The sequence below is a fragment of the Roseomonas gilardii subsp. gilardii genome, assembly GCF_023078375.1.
In the GTDB taxonomy this organism is placed as follows: domain Bacteria; phylum Pseudomonadota; class Alphaproteobacteria; order Acetobacterales; family Acetobacteraceae; genus Roseomonas; species Roseomonas gilardii.
Window position 1 is genome coordinate 2,976,855 of sequence record NZ_CP095554.1, and the last position, 19,382, is coordinate 2,996,236.

Below are 19,382 nucleotides of genomic sequence, written 5' to 3' on the forward strand. Positions count from 1 at the left end.
GCGGGGCGCCATCAATGGAAGATGCGGATGATGGCCTGGACCAGGGTCAGCACGGACACGAGCCCCAGACTGGCCAGCATCAGCGCCGCCCCGGCGATCCGGCGGGCGGGAACCTGGAAGGGCCTGACGGCCGGGAGTGGGCGGTTCGGAGTCATTGCAGCGGAAAAGATGCGGCCCCCTGCCCCTCTCTTCAAGCGGTGGAGGGCCGCCCCGGCCCTCCGGCCACTCAGCGCCGCTGCGCCCGCGGGTCCAACGCGTCGCGCAGCCCGTCGCCGAGCAGGTTGAAGCTCAGCACCACCAGGAAGATCGCCAGCCCGGGGTAGATCGCCATCCAGGGCGCCTGGCTCAGGAAGCGCTGCGCCGCGTTCAGCATGGAGCCCCAGGAGGGCGCCGGCGGCTGCTGCCCCAGGCCGAGGAAGGAGAGCGAAGCCTCGGCGATGATGGCCTCCGCGATGGCCAGCGTCGCCTGCACCAGCAGCGGCGGCACGATGTTGGGCAGGACATGCACCACCGCCGTCCGCCAGGGCGGGTTGCCCAGGGCACGCGCCGCCTCCACCCATTCGGTGGCCTTGGCCTCCATCGCCATGCCGCGGGCCAGACGCACGAAGATCGGCGCGGCGGAGATGGCGATGGCCAGCATCGCATTCTCCAGCGCCGGACCGAGAAAGGCGGCGAGCGCGATGGCCAGGATCAGGAAGGGCACCGAGAGCATCGCATCGGTGATGCGGGAGATCAGCGCATCCACCCAGCCGCCCGCGAGCCCGGCCAGCATCCCCAGCGGCACGCCCGCCAGCAGCGCCGCCGCCACGGAAAGCCCGCCGGCCATCAGCGAGGCCCGCGCGCCCCAGAGGACCCGGGACAGCACGTCGCGCCCGTTCTCGTCCGTGCCGAACCAGTGCGCCAGCGAAGGCGGCTTGCGGATCAGCGACCAGGAGGTGGCGGTCGGGTCATAGGGCGCGACCAGCGGTGCCAGCAGCGCCACCAGCACGAAGAGCACGATCACGGCGAGGCCGAAGACCGCCAGCCGGTGCCGCAGGAAACGGCGCACCGCGCGCCGCCCCGGGCTGTCGCGGCGCGCGGCGGCGGGGTTCGCGGCGGCGCGCGGGCCTCGGGTGGCAGCCCTGCTCATGCCGCGCGCAGCCGGGGATTGATGAGCATGTAGAGCAGGTCCGAGAGCAGGGAGAGCAGCACGAAGATCACCGCCGTCACCACCACGACGCCCTGCACCACCGGGTAGTCGCGGTTGAAGACGGCATCCACGATCAGCTTGCCGAAGCCGGGAATGGTGAAGATCTGCTCGGTCAGCACCGCGCCCGCCAGCAGCTTGCCGAGCTCGATCGTGCCCAGCGTCACCACCGGGATCAGCGCGTTGCGCAGCGCGTGCTTGCCCACCACCACCCGTTCCGGCAGGCCCTTGGCGCGGGCGGTGCGGACATAGTCCTGCCCCAGCGCGCCGAGCATGGCGGCGCGGGTGTGGCGCATCAGCACGCCGGCGATGGAATTGCCCAGCACGAAGGCCGGCATGATCGTGGTGGCGAGCGACTGCCGCCAGTCCTCGGTCAGCGGCACATAGCCGGAGGGCGGCAGCCAGCCGAGCTGCACGCTGAAGAGCAGGATCATCATGATCCCCAGCCAGAAGTTCGGCGTGGAGATGCCGGCCAGGGCCAGCCCGTTGGCGATCCAGTCCGCCGGCCGGTCGCGCTTCACCGCGGAGAGCACGCCGAGCGGCACGCCGATGGCCACCGCGATGACGAAAGCCATGACGCCGAGTTGCAGCGTCACCGGCAGCTTCTGCAGGATCAGCTCCGTGACCGGTTGCCGGATGCGCCAGGAGAAGCCGAGATCGCCGTGCAGCAATCGGAAGAGCCAGGCGAGGTACTGCTCCCAGACCGGGCGGTCGAGCATCAGCTCCGCCCGGATCTGCGCCAGCACCTCGGGATCGCCCCGCTCCTCCCCCGCCATGATCAGGGCGGGGTCGCCGGGCATGAGCTGCTGCAGGCCGAAGACGAGGAGACTCAGGATCAGCAGCGTGGGGACGACCTGCCCCAGGCGCCGCAGCAGCCAACCGAACATCGCCCGGCTTTACGAGAGCGTCAGGTCCTGCACCCGGACCAGCCCGTCCGGATGGGGCCTGAAGCCGCCGACACGGCTGGCATGAGCGGCGATGTTCTTGATATACCAGAGGTAGGAACGCGCCTGATCCTTGTCCACCGCCTGTTCCCAGAGCTGGCGGTACAGGTCCTTGCGCCTGTCCTCGTCCAGCTCCTGCCGCTGCGCATCGAGGATGCGGTCGGTCTCGGCATTGCTGTACCGGCCGTCGTTCTGCGGCCCCCGGCTGTGCAGGAAGGCCCAACTGTTGCCGTCCGGGTCGGGGCGGCCCGACCAGCCGCTGAGATAAAGCTGGAACTCGCCCCGCACCGCGGCGGTGAGGCCGGAGGCGAATTCCACCGCCTTGATCCTGAGGTCGAAGCCCGCCTCGGCGGCCATGGACTGCATCACCTCGGCCACCTGCCGTGCCTCGGGGTTGTTGGCGACCATGATCTCGACGGCGAGCGGCGTCTGCACGCCGGCCTCCTTCAGCAACTGCTTCGCGCGGGCGACATCCCGCGTTGTCACCTTGCGCGCGGCGACGTGGTAGGGCGAGCTGGGCGCCACGGCCTGGGTGGCGGGGGTGAACATCCCCTCATAGACCACCTGGATGATGGCCTCGCGGTCCAGCGCGAGATCGAAGGCCCGGCGCACGCGGGCATCCTGGCCGATCGGCGTCTTCCCCTGTTCGCCATTGCCGATGTTGTAGGTGATGCCCCAGTAGCCGAGCCCGTCCGTGGCCGCGACCCTGAGGTTCCGGTTCCCCTGCACCTCCTTCACATCGGTCGGCGCGATGCTTTCCACGAAGTCGAGCGTGCCGGAGCGCAGGTTGGCGACACGCACCGTGCTGTCCACGATCACCTGATAGGTGATGCGGTCCAGGTGGATGCGCTTCGCGTCCCAGTAGTCCGGGTTACGCTCGACCACGATGCGGTCCTGCGCCACGCGCTCGACGAAGCGGAAGGGGCCGGTGCCCACGGGCTTCGCGCCGAAATCCTTGCCCGCCGCCTCGGCCGCCTTCGGCGAGACGACCATGCCGGCGCGGTCGGTGAGTTGCGACAGGAAGGCGGCGGAGGGCTCCTTCAGCCGGATGCGGACGGTCCTCGGGTCCACCACCTCGGCGGTCTCCATCGTGCCGATCTCGCCGCGGCGGAAGGAGCCCTGCATGGTCAGGTGGCGCATCAGCGAGTAGCGCACCGCCTCCGCATCCATCGCCGTGCCGTCATGGAACTTCACCCCCTCCCGCAACGGGATCAGCAGCGTCCTCGGGTCTTCCCAGTGATGGCCGGTGGCGAGCTGCGGCACGATCTCCAGCTTCTCGTCCACGTCGAAGAGCTTGTCGAAGAGGCTGGCGAAGACGATGCGCCCCATCAGGGAGCGCGCGAGAGTCGGATCGAGGATATCCGGGTCCTCGCGCAGGCCAAGTCGGAAATGCCTCGCCCCCTGGGCCGCGGCGGGACGCGCAGCCGGCGAGGCGGCGGCCAGGGCGCCGAGGGCCAGCGGCGCGAGGCCGCGCCGGGTGATGACAGGATTCATGCGGCGTCTCCCGTGACGTCGGTGCGGTCGAAGAAGCGTTGCAGCCGGGCCTGCCGGTCGCCCGTGGCCCGGCGCTCGCGCAAGGGCAGGACCGGCGGCAGCCCGTTCTGGAAATGGCAGGCCGTGCGGCGCAGGGAGGCTTCGGTGGCCCCCATCAGCGCCGGGTCCTCCAGCGCGCAGATCTCCTTGGCATGCGGGCAGCGGGTGTGCAGCCGGCAGCCGGAGGGCGGCGCGAGCGGGCTCGGCAGGTCGCCCGGCAGCGGCGCGCCGCCGCCGGTGCCGGGCACGGAGGCCAGAAGCGCCCGCGTATAGGGATGGCGCGGATCGTCGAAGATCGCCTCGGCCGGCCCTTCCTCGACGATGCGGCCGAGATACATCACCGCCACCCGGTCCGCGACATGGCGCACGACGGCGAGGTCGTGGCTGATCAGCACGAAGCTCAGCCCCAGCTCGCGGATCAGCGCCTGCAGCAGGTTCACCACCTGCGCCTGCACGGAAACGTCCAGCGCGCTCACCGGCTCGTCGCCCACGATCAGCTTCGGCCCGCTGGCCAGCGCCCGGGCGATGGCGATGCGCTGGCGCTGCCCGCCGGAGAATTCGTGCGGCCAGCGGTCGGCATGCTCGGGCCGCAGCCCGACGCGGGCGAGCAGTTCCTCCATCCGCGCGCGGCGCCGCTCCTTCGGCAGGAGGCGATGGATGCGCAGCGGCTCCTCCACCGCCTGCCCCACCGTCATGCGCGGGTCGAGGCTGGCATAGGGGTCCTGGAAGATCATCTGCATCCAGCGCCGCTGCTGCCGCAGGCGCCGCCGGCCCATGCGGGTCAGATCCTCTCCGCCGAAGCGGACGATGCCGGCATCCGGCTTCTCCAGCCCCAGCATCAGCCGCCCCAGCGTGGACTTGCCGCAGCCGCTCTCGCCCACCACGGCCAGCACCTCGCCCGCCGCCACCGAGAGCGAGACGCCGTCCACCGCATGCACGGCGCCACGCCGCTGCCCCAATGCGCCGCGCACGGGGAAATGCCGCACCACGCGGTCGAGTTCGAGCAGGGTCTCGGTCATGCGGCGTCCAGGAACTGATCCAGCGGCGTGCGGTGGCAGGCGGCCCGATGGCCGCCGCCAAGGTCGAGGAGAGGCGGCGTCAGGTCGCAGGCGGCGATGCGGAAGGGGCAGCGCGGCGCGAAGCGGCAGCCGGGCGGCGGCGCCATCAGATCGGGCACCGTGCCCTCCACCGTCGCCAGCCGGCCACCGCGCGGCCCGTCCAGCCGCGGCGCGGCGCCGAGGAGGCCGACCGTGTAGGGATGTTGCGGCGTGCCCAGCACCTTCGCCGCCGGCCCCTGCTCGGCGATGCGGCCGGCATACATCACCACCACCTCATCGGCATGGTCGGCGACCACGCCCAGGTCATGCGTCACCAGCAGAACCGCCGTGCCGGTCGCGGCGCGCATCTCGTCCAGCAGCGCCAGGATCTGCGCCTGCACCGTGACGTCGAGCGCCGTGGTCGGCTCGTCGGCGATCAGCAGGCGCGGCTGGCAGGCGAGCGCCATGGCGATCATCACGCGCTGCCGCATCCCACCCGAAAGCTGGTGCGGATACTGCGCCACGCGCCGCGCCGCATCGGGGATGCGCACGGCGTGCAACGCCCGCACCGCCGCCTGCGCTGCCTCCCGCCGCCCCATGCCGCGATGCTGGCGCAGCGCCTCGGCCACCTGGTCGCCCACGGTGAAGGCGGGGTTCAGGCTGGTCATCGGTTCCTGGAAGATCATCGCCATGGCACCCCCGCGCAGGCGCCGCTTCTCCTCCGCCGGCAGCTCGGCGATCTCGCGCCCCTCCAGCCGGATCGTCCCGCTCAGCCGCGCCGTTTCCGGCAGCAGGCCCATCACCGCCAGCGAGGTGACGGACTTGCCGCAGCCGCTCTCCCCCACCAGCGCCACGGTGCGCCCCGCCGGCACGGAGAAGGAGATGCCGTCCAGCACGCCCAGCGGCCCGCGCTCGGTGGCGAAGCTGAGGGAGAGGCCGATGACCTCCAGGGCCGGAACCGGGACCGGGCCGCCGCTCACGCCCGATTTGCCTTCGCGATGGCCGCGTTCAGCACGGCGCGGTCGAAGACGCCGGGGTGGTCCCGCCCCTGTTCGTCCCGCCCGGCCATGAAGCGGCGGAACTGCGCGAAATGCTCGCCGGAGACGGCATGCAGGCGCCGCAACTCGGCCAGCGGGTCGGGATGGTCGTCCACGCGGATATCCAGGTCGGGATAGGGATCGCGGCTGGCCACGACCAGCGCCGCGGATTGCCGCCCTCGCTTGTCGCCGCCCTCCGCCTGCCCGGCCTCCAGCGCCAGCAGCAGACGCTCCGCCATGGGCCGGCCGGCGCTGGCCAGGAAGGTGTCGCGCGTCGCCTCCACGACGCGCGGGCCGGCCAGCATGTTGCCGGCCACCGAGACATCCGGCCCCGCCACATGCCCCGCCCAGCCCACGCAGCCGCTTCCGGTATGCCGGGCGCTGCCGCCATCGTTCGCCCCCGGGGCCGCCGACAGGATGTGCAACTGCCTCGCCTCGCGTCCCGGATCGGCGGCGATCACGGCGGCCAGCACCTCCCCGGCGCCGCCGCCGGCCCGCAGCCCGTCCAGCGCCTTTTCGCGCAGCATGGGATTCACCAGCGCCTGGCTGGCGACCGCGCCGACGCGCCCTTCCACCCGCAGGCAGAGCGCGCCGACAGCGAAGAATTTGGTGGCCACCGCCGCGCCGAGCTCGCCGGTCTCGGGATCGCGGGCCAGGATGCTCCAGGTCATGCCATCAGGTTTGCACGCGCCATGCCAGGAAGGGCAAGACACCACCATGCGCGGCAGGCGGGTTGAGGGAAGAATAATGTCGTTCTAGCATAGATTGTATGACCATGGCCCGCGTCGTGACCTTCGCTTTCAACGGCATCGACGCCATTCCCGTCGAGGTCCAGGTCCAGATCGCCGCCGGCCTGCCCGCCTTCAATCTCGTCGGCATGCCGAACAAGGCCGTGGCGGAGAGCCGGGAACGGGTGCGCGCCGTGCTGGCGGCGCTGGGCCTGGCACTGCCGCCCCGCCGCGTGCTGGTGAACCTCGCCCCTGCCGACCTGCTCAAGGAAGGCACGCATTTCGACCTGCCCATCGCCCTCGCCTTGCTGGCGGCGATGGAGGTGGTGCCGGCCGACGAACTCCAGGGCTTCGCGGCGCTCGGCGAACTGGCGCTGGATGGCGCCCTCACCCCGATTCCGGGCATCCTGCCCGCCGCGCTGGCGGCGGCGCAGGCCGAGCTGGGCCTGATCTGCCCCGCCTCCCAGGGGCCGGAAGCGGCCTGGGTCTCCTCCGCCGAGATCGTCGCCGCGCCGGACCTGCACCGCCTGATCGCGCATTTCACCGGCCGGCAACTCCTGCCCGCGCCGAAGCCACCCCTACCCGCCCCAGTCACCGCCGGTGCCCCGGCCCCCTGCCTGTCCGAGGTGCGGGGCCAGGAAAGCGCCAAGCGGGCGCTGGAGATCGCCGCGGCCGGCTTCCACAATCTGCTTTTCGTCGGGCCCCCAGGGGCCGGGAAATCCATGCTCGCGGCCCGCCTGCCGGGCCTGCTGCCAGACCTCTCGGCGCAGGAGGCGCTGGAGGTCAGCCTGATCCGCTCCGTGGCCGGGCTGCTGGAAGGCGGCCGCCTCAGCCTGCGCCCGCCCTATCGCGACCCGCATCACTCCGCCTCGCAGGCGGCGCTGACCGGCGGCGGCCCGCGCGGACGGCCGGGCGAGATCAGCCTGGCCCATCGCGGCGTGCTGTTCCTGGACGAGCTGCCGGAATTCCCGCGCCCGGCGCTGGAGGCGCTGCGCCAGCCGCTGGAAAGCGGTACCGTCTCCATCAGCCGCGCCAATGCCCATGTCTCCTATCCCGCCCGGGTGCAGCTCGTGGCGGCGATGAACCCCTGCCGCTGCGGCTATCTGGGCGAAGGCGGGCGCGAATGCGGCCGGGCGCCCCGCTGCGGCGAGGATTATCGCGGCAAGCTGTCCGGCCCGGTGCTGGACCGGCTGGACATGACCATCGCCCTGCAGCCGATCCCGGCGGGGGAACTGGCCCGTGCCCCGGCCGGGGAGCCCAGCGCCGTGGTCGCCGGCCGGGTGGCACGGGCGCGGGCGATGCAGGCCGAACGCTGGGGGCGGAACGGGCCGCGCACCAATGCGGAGGCCAGCCTCGATCACCTCAAATCCAGCCTCTCCGCCGAGGCGCTGGTCCTGGCCGAACGGGCGGTGGAGCGGCTCCGGCTGTCCAACCGGGGCTTTATCCGGATGCTGCGCGTGGCGCGCAGCGTGGCGGACCTCGCCAGCTCCGTGGCGGTCGGCCGGCCCCATGTGGCGGAGGCGCTGGCCTACCGCGCCCGCTGAGGCGGCGGGGCCGGACCGTTGCACCCGCCTGGCCGGGGGCGCAGAACATCAGCGACCGATACGGAGCCCTGGCCTTGAAGCTGCCCACCCTGCCCTTCACCCCCGTCCACTGGGATGCCCTGCCGGCCACCGAGCACAAGGGGGAGGCCGGCACCGCGCTGTGGCGCACGCTGAACAACGGCGAGGTGCGCATGCGGGTGGTGGAGTATTCGCCCGGCTATGTGGCGGACCATTGGTGCGACCGGGGCCACATCATCTACGTGCTGGAAGGCACGCTGAAGAGCGAGCTGAAGGATGGCCGCAGCGTCATCCTCACCGCCGGGCATGGCTACACCGTCTCGGATTTCGGGGACTCGCCGCACCGTTCCTCGACGGAGACGGGCGCGAAGCTCTTCATCGTGGACTGAATTTCAGTCGCCCAGCCGGAAGGCATCGGCGATGCGCCGCATCCGGCCCGCGCCATCCACCAGGATGACGTCGAAGCGGATGCCCGCGCCACCATGGCCGGGATGGGCGGCGAGCCAGGCTTCCGCCGCGGCCAGGAGCCGCGCGCGCTGCCGTGGCCCCAGGGCCAGCGCCGCGCCGGCGAGGTCCGACCTGGCCTTCACCTCGACGAAGGCGAGCAGACCCTCCCGCTCGGCGATCAGGTCGATCTCCCCCGCCGGCGTGCGCGCCCGCAAGGCCAGCACCGCCCAGCCCTCGGCCCGCAGCGCCTCCGCCGCCAGGGCCTCGGCCACCCGGCCCCTGGTCTCGGCCCGCCTCCGTCCTGCCTTCGGATCGGCGCAATCCTGGCGCAATCCGGCCGCCGTCCCATTTGGGCCGCATCCGTCCCGGTCCTGGACACAGCCTGTCGGAGTCCGCCTCATGCGTCGCCTCGTCCTCTGCCTCGCCCTTCTCGTCTCACTGCCGGCGGTGGCACAGGATAGCCTGAACGCGTCCCGTCCACAGGCCGCCCTCGCGAGGAAGCACATCGTGGCGGCGGCCCATCCCCTGGCGGCGGAGGCCGGCCTGGCCATGCTGCGGCAGGGCGGCAGCGCGGTGGATGCGGCGGTCGCGGTGCAGGCCATGCTCAGCCTCGTCGAGCCGCAATCCTCGGGCATCGGCGGTGGTGCGCTGATGCTGTACCGGAACGCGGCCGATGGCCGGATCACCGCCTGGGACGGGCGGGAGACCGCCCCCGCCGCCGCGCAGCCGGGCCTCTTCCTGCGCGACGGCCAGCCGATGCCCTTCCACGATGCCGTGCTCTCCGGCCGCAGCATCGGCGTGCCCGGTGCCATCGCCATGCTGGAGGCCGCCCACAAGGAAAGCGGGCGGCTGCCCTGGGCGAAGCTCTTCGAACCCGCGATCAAGGCGGCGCGGGAAGGCTTCCGCGTGTCCGCAAGGCTGGCTGGAGCGATCGCAGACGATGCCGACCGGCTACGGCGGAATCCCTCGACACGGGACTACTTCTTCTCCCCCGCACCCCTGGCGAATGACCCGGTGCCGCTGCCGGAAGGGACGGTGCTGCGCAACCCGGCCCTGGCCGACACGCTGCAGGCCATCGCTGACGGCGGCGCGGCGGCGCTGCTGCGCGGCCCCATCGCCTCCGACATCGCCGCAGCGGTGCGCAATTATGGCGAGGGCGGGCTGATGACCACCGACGACCTCGCCGGCTATGCGCCGAAGCGCCGGCAGCCCGTTTGCGGGCCCTATCGCCTCTATATCGTCTGCGGCTTCCCGCCGCCCTCCTCCGGCGGCGTGGCGGTGGCGCAGATCCTGGGCGTGCTGGAGCATTTCGACCTCCCCTCCCTCGATCCGCGCGGCGCCGAGGCGGCGCATCTCATCGCGGAGGCCGGGCGCCTCGCCTTCGCCGATCGCAACCAGTACCTGGGCGACAGCGACTTCCTGCCCGTGCCGCTGCGCGGGCTGCTGGACCCGGCCTACCTGACCCTGCGCGCGCAGGCGGTGGCGCCCGGGCGCGCCATGGCCCAGCCCGCCCCCGGCAACCCGAGCTGGCGCGACCCGAACGAGGTGCCCCTCTCCCCCATGCCGCCGCAGCCGGAGCATGGTACCAGCCAGGTGATCGTGGTGGACGATGCCGGGAACGCCCTGGCCATGACCACCACGGTGGAGGATGCCTTCGGCGCGCGGCTCATGGTCCGCGGCTTCGTCCTGAACAACGAGCTGACCGACTTCTCCTTCCGGCCGGAGGTGGATGGCCGGCCGGTGGCGAACCGCGTCCAGGGCGGCAAGCGCCCCCGCTCCTCCATGTCCCCCACCCTGGTCTTCGACCGCCAGGGCCGGCTGGTCGCTGCCGTGGGCTCCGCCGGCGGGGCGCGGATCATCGGCTATGTCACCCAGGCCCTGCTGGGCATGCTGGACTGGAAGCTCGACCCGCAGGCGGCGCTGGCCCTGCCGCATGTCGGCACGCTGGGCGGCGCGGTGGAACTGGAAAGCGGCACCGCCGCCGCCGGCCTCGCCCCGGCGCTCCAGGCCATGGGGCACACGGTGGATATCCGCCCGATGAATTCGGGCACCCAGGCGATCCGCGTGACCCCGGAGGGCATGATCGGCGGCGCCGATCCGCGCCGCGAGGGCGTGGCGCTCGGGGACTGATCCCCTGGAAACGGGCGACGCTCGGACCTCCGGCTTTCGCCGGGGTGGAGGATTCATGACATCCGCACCCCGGGTGTCCCGCTCCGGCCATGGCACCTGCTCCTGCCGGGCGCTCCCGGATGCCCGGCAGGAGTGCTTTTGCTGTTCCCGAACACCCCGGCCCCCCGGGACCGGCACGACAACCCGCCCGGGGGCCATCCGGGCGAGCAGGGAGAAAGCACATGTCCGCCCCGAACCTTTCGCGCCGCGACGTCCTGGCCCTGGCCGGGGGCTCGCTCGCCCTCCTGGGCGCACGCCCCGCCCTGGCGCGTGGCGCCACGCTGCATGTGGTCAGCTCCGGCGGTTTCGCCGCCGCCTATCGCGCACTGGCGCCGGGCTTCGAGAAGCGCAGCGGCGATCGCCTGGTGATCGGCTGGGGCCCCTCGATGGGGGACACGCATGACGCCGTGCCGGCCCGCCTGAAGCGCGGCGAGCCGCTCGATGTGCTGATCATGGTGGGCTACGCGCTCGACCAGCTGGCGAAGGAGGGCAAGGTGATCCCCGGCAGCCGCGTCGATCTCGCCCAGTCTGGCATCGGCGTGGCGGTGAAGGCCGGCGCGCCGCATCCCGCGATCGACAGCGTGGAGGCACTGAAGCAGGCCCTGCTGAACGCGAAATCCATTGCCTATTCCGACAGCGCCAGCGGCGTGTACATCCAGAACGAGATGTTCGCGAAGATGGGCATCGCCGATGCGATAAAGGGCAAGGCCCGCATGATCCCGGCCACCCCCGTCGGCGAGATCGTGGCGCGTGGCGAGGCCGAGATCGGCTTCCAGCAGCTCAGCGAGTTGAAGCCCATCGCCGGGATCGACATCCTGGGGCCGCTGCCGCCAGAGCTGCAGAAGATGACGGTCTTCTCCGCCGGCATGGTGCGGAGTTCGCAGCATCCCAGGGAGGCGGAGGCGCTGATCGCCTATCTCGCTTCGCCCGCCGCCGCCGGCGCCATCCGCGACAGCGGCATGGAACCCCTGGGCCAGCCCGACCGGCGCTGAACCCGACCGGCCTCCAGGCGCCCGGGGCTCTCGCCCGCTGGCACGGCCCGTGCTGACATGCCGGGGATCGGGCGCGCCGCCCCGGGAAACCGGGGCGGCGGCCACCTTTTTGCCAGCGGAGATGCCGCCATGTCCTCTCGCCGCGGGGCCCTCGCCCTGACCCTGCGCCTCGCCGCCGCCAGCCTGACCGGCGCGGCCATGCTCGCCTCCGCCCCCGCCGCCCAGGCCGACACGACCCTGCGCGTGGTGCTGATCAACGATCTCACCAGCCTCGACCCGGTCTTCTCCCAGGCGGCGGTGGTGCGGAACCACGGCTTCTTCGTCTACGACCAGCTCTTCGCCCTGGACAGCAAGGGCGTGCCGAAGCCGCAGATGGTGGACCGCTACACCGTCTCCGACGACCGCCTGACCTGGAGCTTCACCCTGCGCGACGGCCTGGCCTTCCATGACGGGCAGCCAGTGCGGGCGGCCGATGCCGTGGCCTCGATCAGGCGCTGGGCGCAGCGTGACGTGGTGGGCAAGGCCATGGCCGCCGCCACCGCCTCGCTCGACGCGGTGGACGAGAAGAGCTTCGAGCTGAAGCTCAGCCGGCCCTTCGCCCTGGTGCTGGAGGCGCTGGCCCGCCCGACCGGCTCCGCCCTTTTCGTGATGCCGGAACGCATCGCCCAGACCCCGGCGAACACCCAGATCACCGACGCCACCGGCTCCGGCCCCTTCATCTTCCGCAAGGAGGACTGGCGCGTCGGCGACCGCACCGTCTATGTCCGCAACCCCGCCTACAAGCCGCGCCCGGAGCCGGCGGACGGGCTGGCCGGGGGCAAGGAGCCCAAGGTCGACCGCATCGAATGGCTGGCCATGCCCGATGCCGCCGTCGCCGCCAACGCGCTGAGCAATGGCGAGATCGATTTCATCGAGCAGCCGCCGCCGGACCTGATCCCGCAACTGGAGCGCAACCGGCAGCTCACCGTGAAGCCGATCAACCCGGTCGGCTACATGGTCTGGCTGCGTCCCAACCACACGCAGCCGCCTTTCGACAACGAACGCGCGCGGCAGGCCCTGCTCCATGCCATCAGCCAGAAGGACGTGCTGGACGGCATGGGCATCCGCCCCACCGAGCAGGTGCCCTACTGCCCCGCCTATTTCATGTGCGGCACGCCACTGGAAACCGCCGCCGGGGCGCGGGGGCTGAAGGAGCAGGACCTGCCCCGGGCGCGGGAATACCTGCGCCAGGGCGGCTATGACGGCCGGCCGGTGGTCTTCCTGAATTCCACGGACCAGCCGCTGAACAACGCGGCGACGCTGGTGATGGCGGAGGCCCTCAAGCAGGCCGGGATGGATGTGGACGTGCCCTCCATGGACTGGGGCACACTCGGCCAGAGGCGCAACAAGAAGGAGGGCTGGAACCTTTTCGTCACGGTCGCCAATGCCTTCGACGCGGGCGACCCGCTGTCCAACTTCTACCTCGCCAGCCCCTGTGACGGCGGCCTGTCCGGCTGGCCCTGCGACCAGGAGCTGGAGACGCTGCGCCACGAGTGGTGGAGCGAGAACGACCCGCAGAAGCGCCGCGCGCTGCTCGACAAGGTGCAGGCCCGTGCCTACGAGACGGTGCCCTATATCAATGCCGGGCAGTTCCGCACCAACGCCGCCTGGCGCGCCAGCCTGACCGGCATCCGGCCCACCACGGTCCCGGTCTTCTGGGGTGTCGAGAAGCACTGAGTCCCCGACGGGTGGCGCGCCGCCGGCCTTTGCCACGGCGCGCCACGCAACCCCGCGCCGCCACTCCCTCCGGCGCCTCCCCTCTGGCGTCCCCCTCTGGCGTCACGGCCCCGGCCCCGGCATTCCTGCGGAGGTCTGCCCGGAACCGGAGCCCTGTCCCCATGAGCCGCCCCCACCGCATCGCCCTCGCCGCCCTGCTCGGCACCTGCCTCGCCCTGCCCGCCTCGGCCGACGAGACCAGGCAGATCGGCTATGTGAACACCGCGATCACCAATCTCGGCCTCACCCGTTCCCACCGTGTGGTGGTGGAGCGCTTCAACGACCCTGACGTGCCCGGAGTGGCCTGCTACATCAGCCAGGCGCGCACGGGCGGCGTGTCCGGCATGGTCGGGCTGGCGGAGGACCCCGCGCGCTTCGGCCTGAACTGCGTCGCCACTGGGCCGGTCCAGGTGACCGACAGGGCCAAGCGCGGCGATCGCGGCGAGAAGGTCTTCGAGAGCAACACCAGCCTCTTTTTCAAGGAGACGCGGGTGCACCGCTTCATCGACGAGGAGCAGGGCGTGGTCGTGTATCTCGCCTGGTCCACCAAGCTGGTGGATGGCTCCCCCTACAACGTCGTCGCCGCCGTTCCCTTCCGCTGACGCGGCCGCAGGGCGGATTCACGCCTCCGGGCTACGCCCTACGGCGATCCGCCAGCATGGCCGCAGGGCGGATTCACGCCTTCGGGCTGCGCCCTACGGCGATCCGCCAGCATGGCCGCAGGGCGGATTCACGCCTTCGGGCTGCGCCCTACGGCGATCCGCCAGCATGGCCGCAGGGCGGATTCACGCCTTCGGGCTGCGCCCTACGGCGATCCGCCCTGGTCCACCCCCGCCACAGGCGGCTGGTCGAGCCATTCCTTGAGGATGGTGAAGCCCACAGCCAGCAGCACGGGGCCCAGGAAGAGGCCGAGCAGGCCGAAGGCGAAGGCGCCGCCCAGGGCGCCGAGGATGGTCAGCAGCAGCGGCAGGTCGGCACCGCGCGCGATCAGCCAGGGGCGGATGAAATTGTCCACCGAGGAGATCCCGCCCGCGCCATAGACAAGCATGAAGGCCCCGGCCCAGCCGCGCCCGTCGATGAACAGCCAGATCGCGGCCGGGATCCACACCACCGGCGCACCGACCGGCAGGATGGAGATGCAGCCGGCCACGACGCCGAGCAGCACCGGCTGGGGCACGCCCACGAGCCAGAGGCCGAAGCCGGTCATCACCCCCTGCGCCACCGCCGTGCCCAGCAGCCCATAGACCACGCCCTGGGTCACATCCCCGGCCAGGAGCACCAGGTGCCGCCCGCGCGCGCCGGCGATCCGCTCCGCCATGCGCTGCACCGCATCCGCCAGCCTCGCGCCGTCGCGGAAGAAGAAGAAGGCCAGCAGGATCGCGATCAGCAGCTCCGCCAGCCCGGACAGGATGCCCAGCAAGCCGGAGAGCAGGAGCTGCGCGACGCTGCCGATATAGGGCTGCAGCGTCTGGAACAGCCCCGAAAGGTCCATGCCCAGGCGCTCCACATAGCCCTGCAGCCAGGGGCCCAGCACGGGAATGGAGCCCACCAGGCCGGACAGGCTCGGCAGGCCGCCATCCGTGGCCCGGCGCACCATCTGGCGCAGGTTCTCCACATCCGCCCCGCTGGTGGGCGCCGCGAAGAGCAGCGGCAGGCCCAGCACCAGGAACATGGCGCAGACCATGATGGCGGCGGCGAGGTTGGCGGAAAGCCCCAGCCTTTCCCGCAACAGCCGGTAGGCCGGCCATGTGGAGTAGCTCAGGATCGCCGCCCAGAGCAGCGCGGACAGGAAGGGGCGCACCACCAGCAGGCAGCCCACCAGCAGCGCCAGCAGGGCAAGGGCGCCGATCAGCTGTGCCGGCCGGAAGGAATCGTCCGGCGTTTCCGGGGTTCGTGCCATGTTCTCGGCGTCCAAGGATTCAGGCGCGGGGTCCCATCATGGCGCCCACCCCGGATACGGGCCGGACCGACCCGCCCGCGCGTTCCCGCTCTAGGCCGGATCGGCCCCCAGGGAAACCTGTGGAGGGAACGGATGCCCCTGGCGGGGCACCTTGCGCGAGGGTGGGGCCGCCGTCGAATCGGGCGCGGCTGGCGAGGCCGGGACCCATGACACCGCCGGGGTCCGGGTAACCGCGGCCTCCATGCATCCGCTGCGTCCTACCTGCCTTCGGCACATCCATTAAAGATAGTGGAAAGAAGCAGAAAGACGATTTCCATGGCGTGCCTCGAAGCACTGATCGTTGCGACGCATCAAAAAATGTAGATTCCTGTTGATACGCTTCCGGCGTCGCCGCATTTTGCGAGAAATGCTTCGGTTCGGCTATGGGGCTCGGCCGACCGGAGGCCAACACGCTTAAATCACGAGGGGTTGCATGCGGTTTGCCGATATCGGGCAGCAATTACGCGCCTACAGGCTCGAATCGGGTCTCCGGGCCGAGGAGATCGCGGCGCGCCTCGGCGTGTCCCGCGCAGCGCTCTATCGCTATGAGAAAGGCGAGGTCATCAAGCTGGACACGATCCGGCGCCTCGCGGAGCTGCTGAAGATCTCGCCACTCTCCCTGCTGGGGATCGGTGTCGAGTATTTCTCCCGCCCGCTCGCCCTCACGGAGCGCCTGCGCCAGATCGAGGAACAGGCCGACCAGCTCCTGCAGGTGGGCGGGGCGCTCTGCGTGCAGGTGTCCTCGGATGCGCTGGAGGGGGCGCTGGCCGAGGCCCTGGCGGAGATCGCCGATGCCTCGCCGGAGCGGATGCAGGCCCGCACCACGGCGGAACAGGCGCTCAGCCAGCTCGCCACGCGCAAGCGCCTCTATGCCCAGCGCCGGCCCTCGATCATCGCCATGCTGGGCGAAGGCGCGCTGCGCCGGCTGCTGGAGGATGGCGTGGCCGGCAGCATGCCGCTCTCCGACCGCGTCCGGAACCGCTGCCGCCTGGCGGCGCGCGCCGAGGTGGAGCGTATCGCGGAACTGATGGAAAGCGAGCCGATGGGCCTGCAGCTCGGCCTGCTGCCTGGCGGCGATCCGGCCGGCACCTTCGTGGTCTTCCGCGACCGGGAGCGTGCCCATCTCTGCGCCAACCCCTTTGCTCCCGATGTCTCGCCCTTCAACGCCGTCGGCGTCGGCATGATCACCGGGGCGGATGAGGCCGTGTCCATCCACCAGCGCGTGGCGGAGTCGGTGTGGCGCGACGCGCTCAAGGGCGCCAGCGCGGCGTCCCGTGTCCGCGAGCTGATCCAGAGCCACTCGCGCAAAGATTGATCCCGCCGGGGGCGGCACCGGGTCCACCCCCGGGCCCGCCTCCGCCCCCTCCTCAGAGATCGAGGCTCGCCTCCAGGACGTCGTCCTCCAGGCGGTGCAGATGGAAGCCAAGCTTGGTCACGAAGGCCTGCATCGGCGTGTTATCCGCCAGAACCTGCCCCACCACGCGGCGGATGCCGGTTTCCCGCCCCCAGTCCAGCACCCGCGTCATCAGGTGGCGGCCCAGGCCCTTGCCCTTCCAGCGGGGCAGCACCACCACGGCGAACTCGGCGCTGTTGCCCTGCCCTTCCCGCGTCAGCCGGGACACGCCGACGATCCGCTCCACCCCGTCCTCGCCCGTCTCGATGGCGACGAAGGCCATCTCCCGGTCGTAGTCGATCTGCGTCATGCGGGCGATCTGGGCACGCGGCAGCTCGCGCATGGAGCCGAAGAAGCGCCAGCGGATATCGTCCGGGTCCATGTTCCGGAAGGCCTCGGCCTGGGCGGCCGCATCCTCGGGCCGGATCGGGCGCACCATCAGCCGGCGCCCGTCCGGCGCTGTCCAGGGCGCCGCCAGTTCCGCCGGATAGGGCGGGATGGCCAGCATCGCGGCCTCGCCTTCCGCCCGCAGGCGCAGGTCGGCATCCACGGCGACCACGCCCGCGGCCGAGGCGATCAGCGGGTTGATGTTGGCTTCCTTGATCTCGGGGAAGTCCACCACCAGGGCCGAAAGCCGCACCAGCGCATCGGACACCGCCTCGACCTTCACCGCCTCCTGGTCCCGCCAGCCGTGTAGGCGGCGCGAGATCCGCGTGCGGCCGATCAGCGCCGTGGCCAGGACGCGGTTCAGCGGCGGCAGGTCCACCGCCTCGTCCGCCTGCAGGTCGGCGGTGGTGCCGCCGGCGCCGAAGCCGATCCAGGGGCCGAACATCACCTCGTCGCCCAGGCGCAGGCGCAGCTCCGCGCCCGGATGCGCCTGCCGCTCCACCAGCAGCCCGTCGATGCGGCAATCCGGCCGTTCCTGCGCCGCGCGCGTCAGCATGGCGAGGCCCGCGGCGCGCACGCTCTTCACGTCCCGCAGCCCGACCGCGACACCGCCGATCTCGGTCTTGCGGGGCAGTTCGGCGCTCAGCAGCTTCAGCACCACCGGGAAGCCGAGCTCCATGGCCGCCTTGCCCGCATCGACGGGGCTGGCGACCACGCGGCGCGCGATGGTCGGCACGCCATAGGCGTCGAAGACGCTCAGCGCCTCCGCCTCGTTCAGCGCCAGCCTGCCCCGGGCGCGCACCGTGTCCAGCAGCCGGCGCACCGCCGCGCGGTCGGGCGCGAAGTCGAGCACGTCGCGCGGCGGCAGTTCCGCCGCGGCATCGCGGTTGCGCCGGTCCTGCGCCAGGTGCAGCGCGCCCCGCACCGCCCGCTCCGGAGTGGGAAAGACGGCGATGCCGGAGCGGGCGAGGAAGGAGCGCTGCGGGCCGCCGGTCGCCTGTCCGAGCCAGCCCACCAGGATCGGCGCGCCCCGGATGCCGCTGAGCCCGGCCATGGCGGCGGCCACGGCGTCACTGTCCTCCTCCGGGTTCGGCGAATGGATCGCCACCACCGAGCCCACTTCCGGCAGCGTGGCGATCATCGCCGCCACCTCGGCCAGCCGGTGCCCCTCGCCATGCGGCAGGACCAGCGGGTTGCCGCCGTGCCAGCGCGGCGGCAGCGACAGGTGCAGCATCGGCCAGGCCGCCTCGGGGATTTCCGCCAGCCGGCCGCCACGGCGCAGCGCGGAATCCGTGGCCATCTGGCCCGTGGCGAGGCCGTTGGACACCACCGCGATCCGGTCCGCCTCCGCCCCGCTGCGCAGCGAGGAGACCCGGACCCGTGACAGCGTCTCGGCGGCCGCGAGGAGTTCTGCCAGATCCGCCACCCGCAACACCCCGGCGCGGCGCAACGCCGCCTCCATCACCGCATCCGCCCCGCCCAGTGCTTCGCGGGAGGCGCTGCCGGGGCGGATCGCCACCACAGGCCGGGTGCGGGCCGTGGCGCGGGCGGCGGAGATGAACTGGCGCCGGTTCTTGATCCGCCGCAGGTCCAGCAGCACGGCGTTGGTGGCCGCGTCGCGCGCTAGCCAGTCCAGCGCGCCGGCGAAGCCGTAATCCGCATTGCCGCCGATGCCCGCGATCAGGCTGAAGCCGAAGCCCTGAGCCTCGGCATAGTCCAGGAGCGCCCGTGCCAGGGCCGAGGACTGGCAGAGCAGCGCCAGCTTCCCCGGCCGTGGCAGGAGATGCGAGAGCGTGGCGTTGAGGCCCAGTGGCGGCACCGCCAGGCCGAAGGAGCGCTGCCCCAGCGCCCGAACGCCGCTGCCGCGCGCGAGGGCGGCGAGGTCGGGGGAAGCGACCGGCACCACCGCCGCGTGGCAGCCCCGCGCAGCGAGGGCGGCGAAGGCGGCGGGCTGCGCCTCCGGCGGCAGCGAAATCACGGCGAGTTCCGGCGCCTCGTCCAAGGCGTCGAGGCTTGGCGCCTCCTCCAGCCCGTCCCAGCGGAAGCCGATCGTGTGCAGCACGCCCTTGAACCGGCCGGCGACCAGGTTCCGTGCCAGGATGGCGGTCTCCGGCAGGGCGGGATCGCCCAGGAAGGCCACGCGCCTGGGCGCGAAGAGCGAGGCGGCCCGGAAACCGGGCCGGAGGCTGGGAGCGTCGAAAGGGGTCATCGCCGCATCAGGGTGGTGATTTCCGGGCGATGCGGCAATCTTGCTTTCGGGCCTTCCCGTCAAT

General features: G+C 71.9%; 17 protein-coding genes. 7 read left to right on the plus strand and 10 right to left on the minus strand.

Annotated elements, in window-relative coordinates:
* Positions 1-11 precede the first annotated feature (11 nt).
* From MVG78_RS13595 to MVG78_RS13625, 7 genes are all read right to left on the minus strand, one after another.
* Entirely contained in the window at positions 12-155 is a 144-nt protein-coding gene (locus MVG78_RS13595) for a hypothetical protein (RefSeq protein WP_155984495.1), read from the minus strand.
* A gap of 71 nt (positions 156-226) precedes the next feature.
* On the minus strand, positions 227-1,129 hold the full coding sequence (locus tag MVG78_RS13600; RefSeq protein WP_247552313.1) for an ABC transporter permease: 903 nt from the start codon (positions 1,127-1,129) through the stop codon (positions 227-229).
* Positions 1,126-2,073, minus strand: a complete 948-nt coding sequence (locus tag MVG78_RS13605) for an ABC transporter permease (protein ID WP_247552315.1) — start codon at positions 2,071-2,073, stop codon at positions 1,126-1,128. Before MVG78_RS13605 ends, MVG78_RS13600 begins: the two co-directional genes overlap by 4 nt.
* Before the next feature lie 9 nt (positions 2,074-2,082).
* Positions 2,083-3,624 carry an ABC transporter substrate-binding protein gene (locus MVG78_RS13610; RefSeq protein WP_247552317.1) on the minus strand — a complete coding sequence of 514 codons (1,542 nt, stop codon included), beginning with the start codon at positions 3,622-3,624 and terminating at the stop codon, positions 2,083-2,085.
* Positions 3,621-4,682 carry an ABC transporter ATP-binding protein gene (locus MVG78_RS13615; RefSeq protein WP_247552319.1) on the minus strand — a complete coding sequence of 354 codons (1,062 nt, stop codon included), beginning with the start codon at positions 4,680-4,682 and terminating at the stop codon, positions 3,621-3,623. Before MVG78_RS13615 ends, MVG78_RS13610 begins: the two co-directional genes overlap by 4 nt.
* Positions 4,679-5,680 (minus strand): ABC transporter ATP-binding protein, encoded by a 1,002-nt coding sequence (locus MVG78_RS13620; protein WP_247552321.1) that lies wholly within the window; start codon positions 5,678-5,680, stop codon positions 4,679-4,681. The genes MVG78_RS13615 and MVG78_RS13620 overlap by 4 nt, the downstream gene beginning before the upstream one ends.
* Complete coding sequence (locus MVG78_RS13625; protein WP_247552323.1) at positions 5,677-6,408, minus strand: DUF1028 domain-containing protein; 732 nt, start codon at positions 6,406-6,408, stop codon at positions 5,677-5,679. The genes MVG78_RS13620 and MVG78_RS13625 overlap by 4 nt, the downstream gene beginning before the upstream one ends.
* Before the next feature lie 98 nt (positions 6,409-6,506).
* Here MVG78_RS13625 and MVG78_RS13630 point away from each other — a divergent pair, with 98 nt between their 5' ends.
* Together MVG78_RS13630 and MVG78_RS13635 are read left to right on the plus strand one after the other, a co-directional pair.
* Positions 6,507-8,009, plus strand: coding sequence for a YifB family Mg chelatase-like AAA ATPase (locus MVG78_RS13630; RefSeq protein WP_247552325.1), 1,503 nt, complete (start codon positions 6,507-6,509; stop codon positions 8,007-8,009).
* Between the two features lie 74 nt (positions 8,010-8,083).
* A complete protein-coding gene (locus MVG78_RS13635; RefSeq protein WP_247552327.1) occupies positions 8,084-8,416 on the plus strand; it encodes a DHCW motif cupin fold protein in 333 nt (110 codons plus the stop codon).
* Between the two features lie 3 nt (positions 8,417-8,419).
* On the opposite strand, the gene MVG78_RS13640 is transcribed toward MVG78_RS13635, so the two are convergent.
* Positions 8,420-8,806, minus strand: a complete 387-nt coding sequence (locus tag MVG78_RS13640) for a YraN family protein (protein ID WP_247552329.1) — start codon at positions 8,804-8,806, stop codon at positions 8,420-8,422.
* A 67-nt stretch (positions 8,807-8,873) separates the two neighbouring features.
* Here MVG78_RS13640 and ggt point away from each other — a divergent pair, with 67 nt between their 5' ends.
* From ggt to MVG78_RS13660, 4 genes are all read left to right on the plus strand, one after another.
* Positions 8,874-10,604, plus strand: a complete 1,731-nt coding sequence (gene ggt, locus MVG78_RS13645; RefSeq protein WP_247552331.1) for a gamma-glutamyltransferase — start codon at positions 8,874-8,876, stop codon at positions 10,602-10,604.
* 221 nt (positions 10,605-10,825) lie between these two features.
* Positions 10,826-11,635, plus strand: coding sequence for a substrate-binding domain-containing protein (locus MVG78_RS13650; RefSeq protein WP_247552333.1), 810 nt, complete (start codon positions 10,826-10,828; stop codon positions 11,633-11,635).
* 129 nt (positions 11,636-11,764) lie between these two features.
* Positions 11,765-13,351 (plus strand): ABC transporter substrate-binding protein, encoded by a 1,587-nt coding sequence (locus MVG78_RS13655; protein WP_247552335.1) that lies wholly within the window; start codon positions 11,765-11,767, stop codon positions 13,349-13,351.
* A 161-nt stretch (positions 13,352-13,512) separates the two neighbouring features.
* Complete coding sequence (locus MVG78_RS13660; protein WP_247552337.1) at positions 13,513-13,992, plus strand: CreA family protein; 480 nt, start codon at positions 13,513-13,515, stop codon at positions 13,990-13,992.
* A 203-nt stretch (positions 13,993-14,195) separates the two neighbouring features.
* On the opposite strand, the gene MVG78_RS13665 is transcribed toward MVG78_RS13660, so the two are convergent.
* Positions 14,196-15,290, minus strand: coding sequence for an AI-2E family transporter (locus MVG78_RS13665; RefSeq protein ID WP_247552339.1), 1,095 nt, complete (start codon positions 15,288-15,290; stop codon positions 14,196-14,198).
* A gap of 472 nt (positions 15,291-15,762) precedes the next feature.
* Here MVG78_RS13665 and MVG78_RS13670 point away from each other — a divergent pair, with 472 nt between their 5' ends.
* A complete protein-coding gene (locus tag MVG78_RS13670) occupies positions 15,763-16,644 on the plus strand; it encodes a helix-turn-helix domain-containing protein (protein WP_247552341.1) in 882 nt (293 codons plus the stop codon).
* Between the two features lie 52 nt (positions 16,645-16,696).
* Here the strand turns inward: MVG78_RS13670 and MVG78_RS13675 are convergent, their stop codons facing one another.
* Complete coding sequence (locus MVG78_RS13675; protein WP_247552343.1) at positions 16,697-19,318, minus strand: bifunctional acetate--CoA ligase family protein/GNAT family N-acetyltransferase; 2,622 nt, start codon at positions 19,316-19,318, stop codon at positions 16,697-16,699.
* Positions 19,319-19,382 lie beyond the last annotated feature (64 nt).

Excerpts from the sequence above, each read along its gene's own strand:
- MVG78_RS13595 (WP_155984495.1), bottom strand. The coding sequence starts at position 155 with ATGACTCCGAACCGCCCACTCCCGGCCGTCAGGCCCTTCCAGGTTCCC.
- MVG78_RS13600 (WP_247552313.1), bottom strand. The coding sequence starts at position 1,129 with ATGAGCAGGGCTGCCACCCGAGGCCCGCGCGCCGCCGCGAACCCCGCC.
- MVG78_RS13605 (WP_247552315.1), bottom strand. The coding sequence starts at position 2,073 with ATGTTCGGTTGGCTGCTGCGGCGCCTGGGGCAGGTCGTCCCCACGCTG.
- MVG78_RS13610 (WP_247552317.1), bottom strand. The coding sequence starts at position 3,624 with ATGAATCCTGTCATCACCCGGCGCGGCCTCGCGCCGCTGGCCCTCGGC.
- MVG78_RS13615 (WP_247552319.1), bottom strand. The coding sequence starts at position 4,682 with ATGACCGAGACCCTGCTCGAACTCGACCGCGTGGTGCGGCATTTCCCC.
- MVG78_RS13625 (WP_247552323.1), bottom strand. The coding sequence starts at position 6,408 with ATGACCTGGAGCATCCTGGCCCGCGATCCCGAGACCGGCGAGCTCGGC.
- MVG78_RS13630 (WP_247552325.1), top strand. The coding sequence starts at position 6,507 with ATGACCATGGCCCGCGTCGTGACCTTCGCTTTCAACGGCATCGACGCC.
- ggt (WP_247552331.1), top strand. The coding sequence starts at position 8,874 with ATGCGTCGCCTCGTCCTCTGCCTCGCCCTTCTCGTCTCACTGCCGGCG.
- MVG78_RS13650 (WP_247552333.1), top strand. The coding sequence starts at position 10,826 with ATGTCCGCCCCGAACCTTTCGCGCCGCGACGTCCTGGCCCTGGCCGGG.
- MVG78_RS13655 (WP_247552335.1), top strand. The coding sequence starts at position 11,765 with ATGTCCTCTCGCCGCGGGGCCCTCGCCCTGACCCTGCGCCTCGCCGCC.
- MVG78_RS13660 (WP_247552337.1), top strand. The coding sequence starts at position 13,513 with ATGAGCCGCCCCCACCGCATCGCCCTCGCCGCCCTGCTCGGCACCTGC.
- MVG78_RS13665 (WP_247552339.1), bottom strand. The coding sequence starts at position 15,290 with ATGGCACGAACCCCGGAAACGCCGGACGATTCCTTCCGGCCGGCACAG.
- MVG78_RS13670 (WP_247552341.1), top strand. The coding sequence starts at position 15,763 with ATGCGGTTTGCCGATATCGGGCAGCAATTACGCGCCTACAGGCTCGAA.
- MVG78_RS13675 (WP_247552343.1), bottom strand. The coding sequence starts at position 19,318 with ATGACCCCTTTCGACGCTCCCAGCCTCCGGCCCGGTTTCCGGGCCGCC.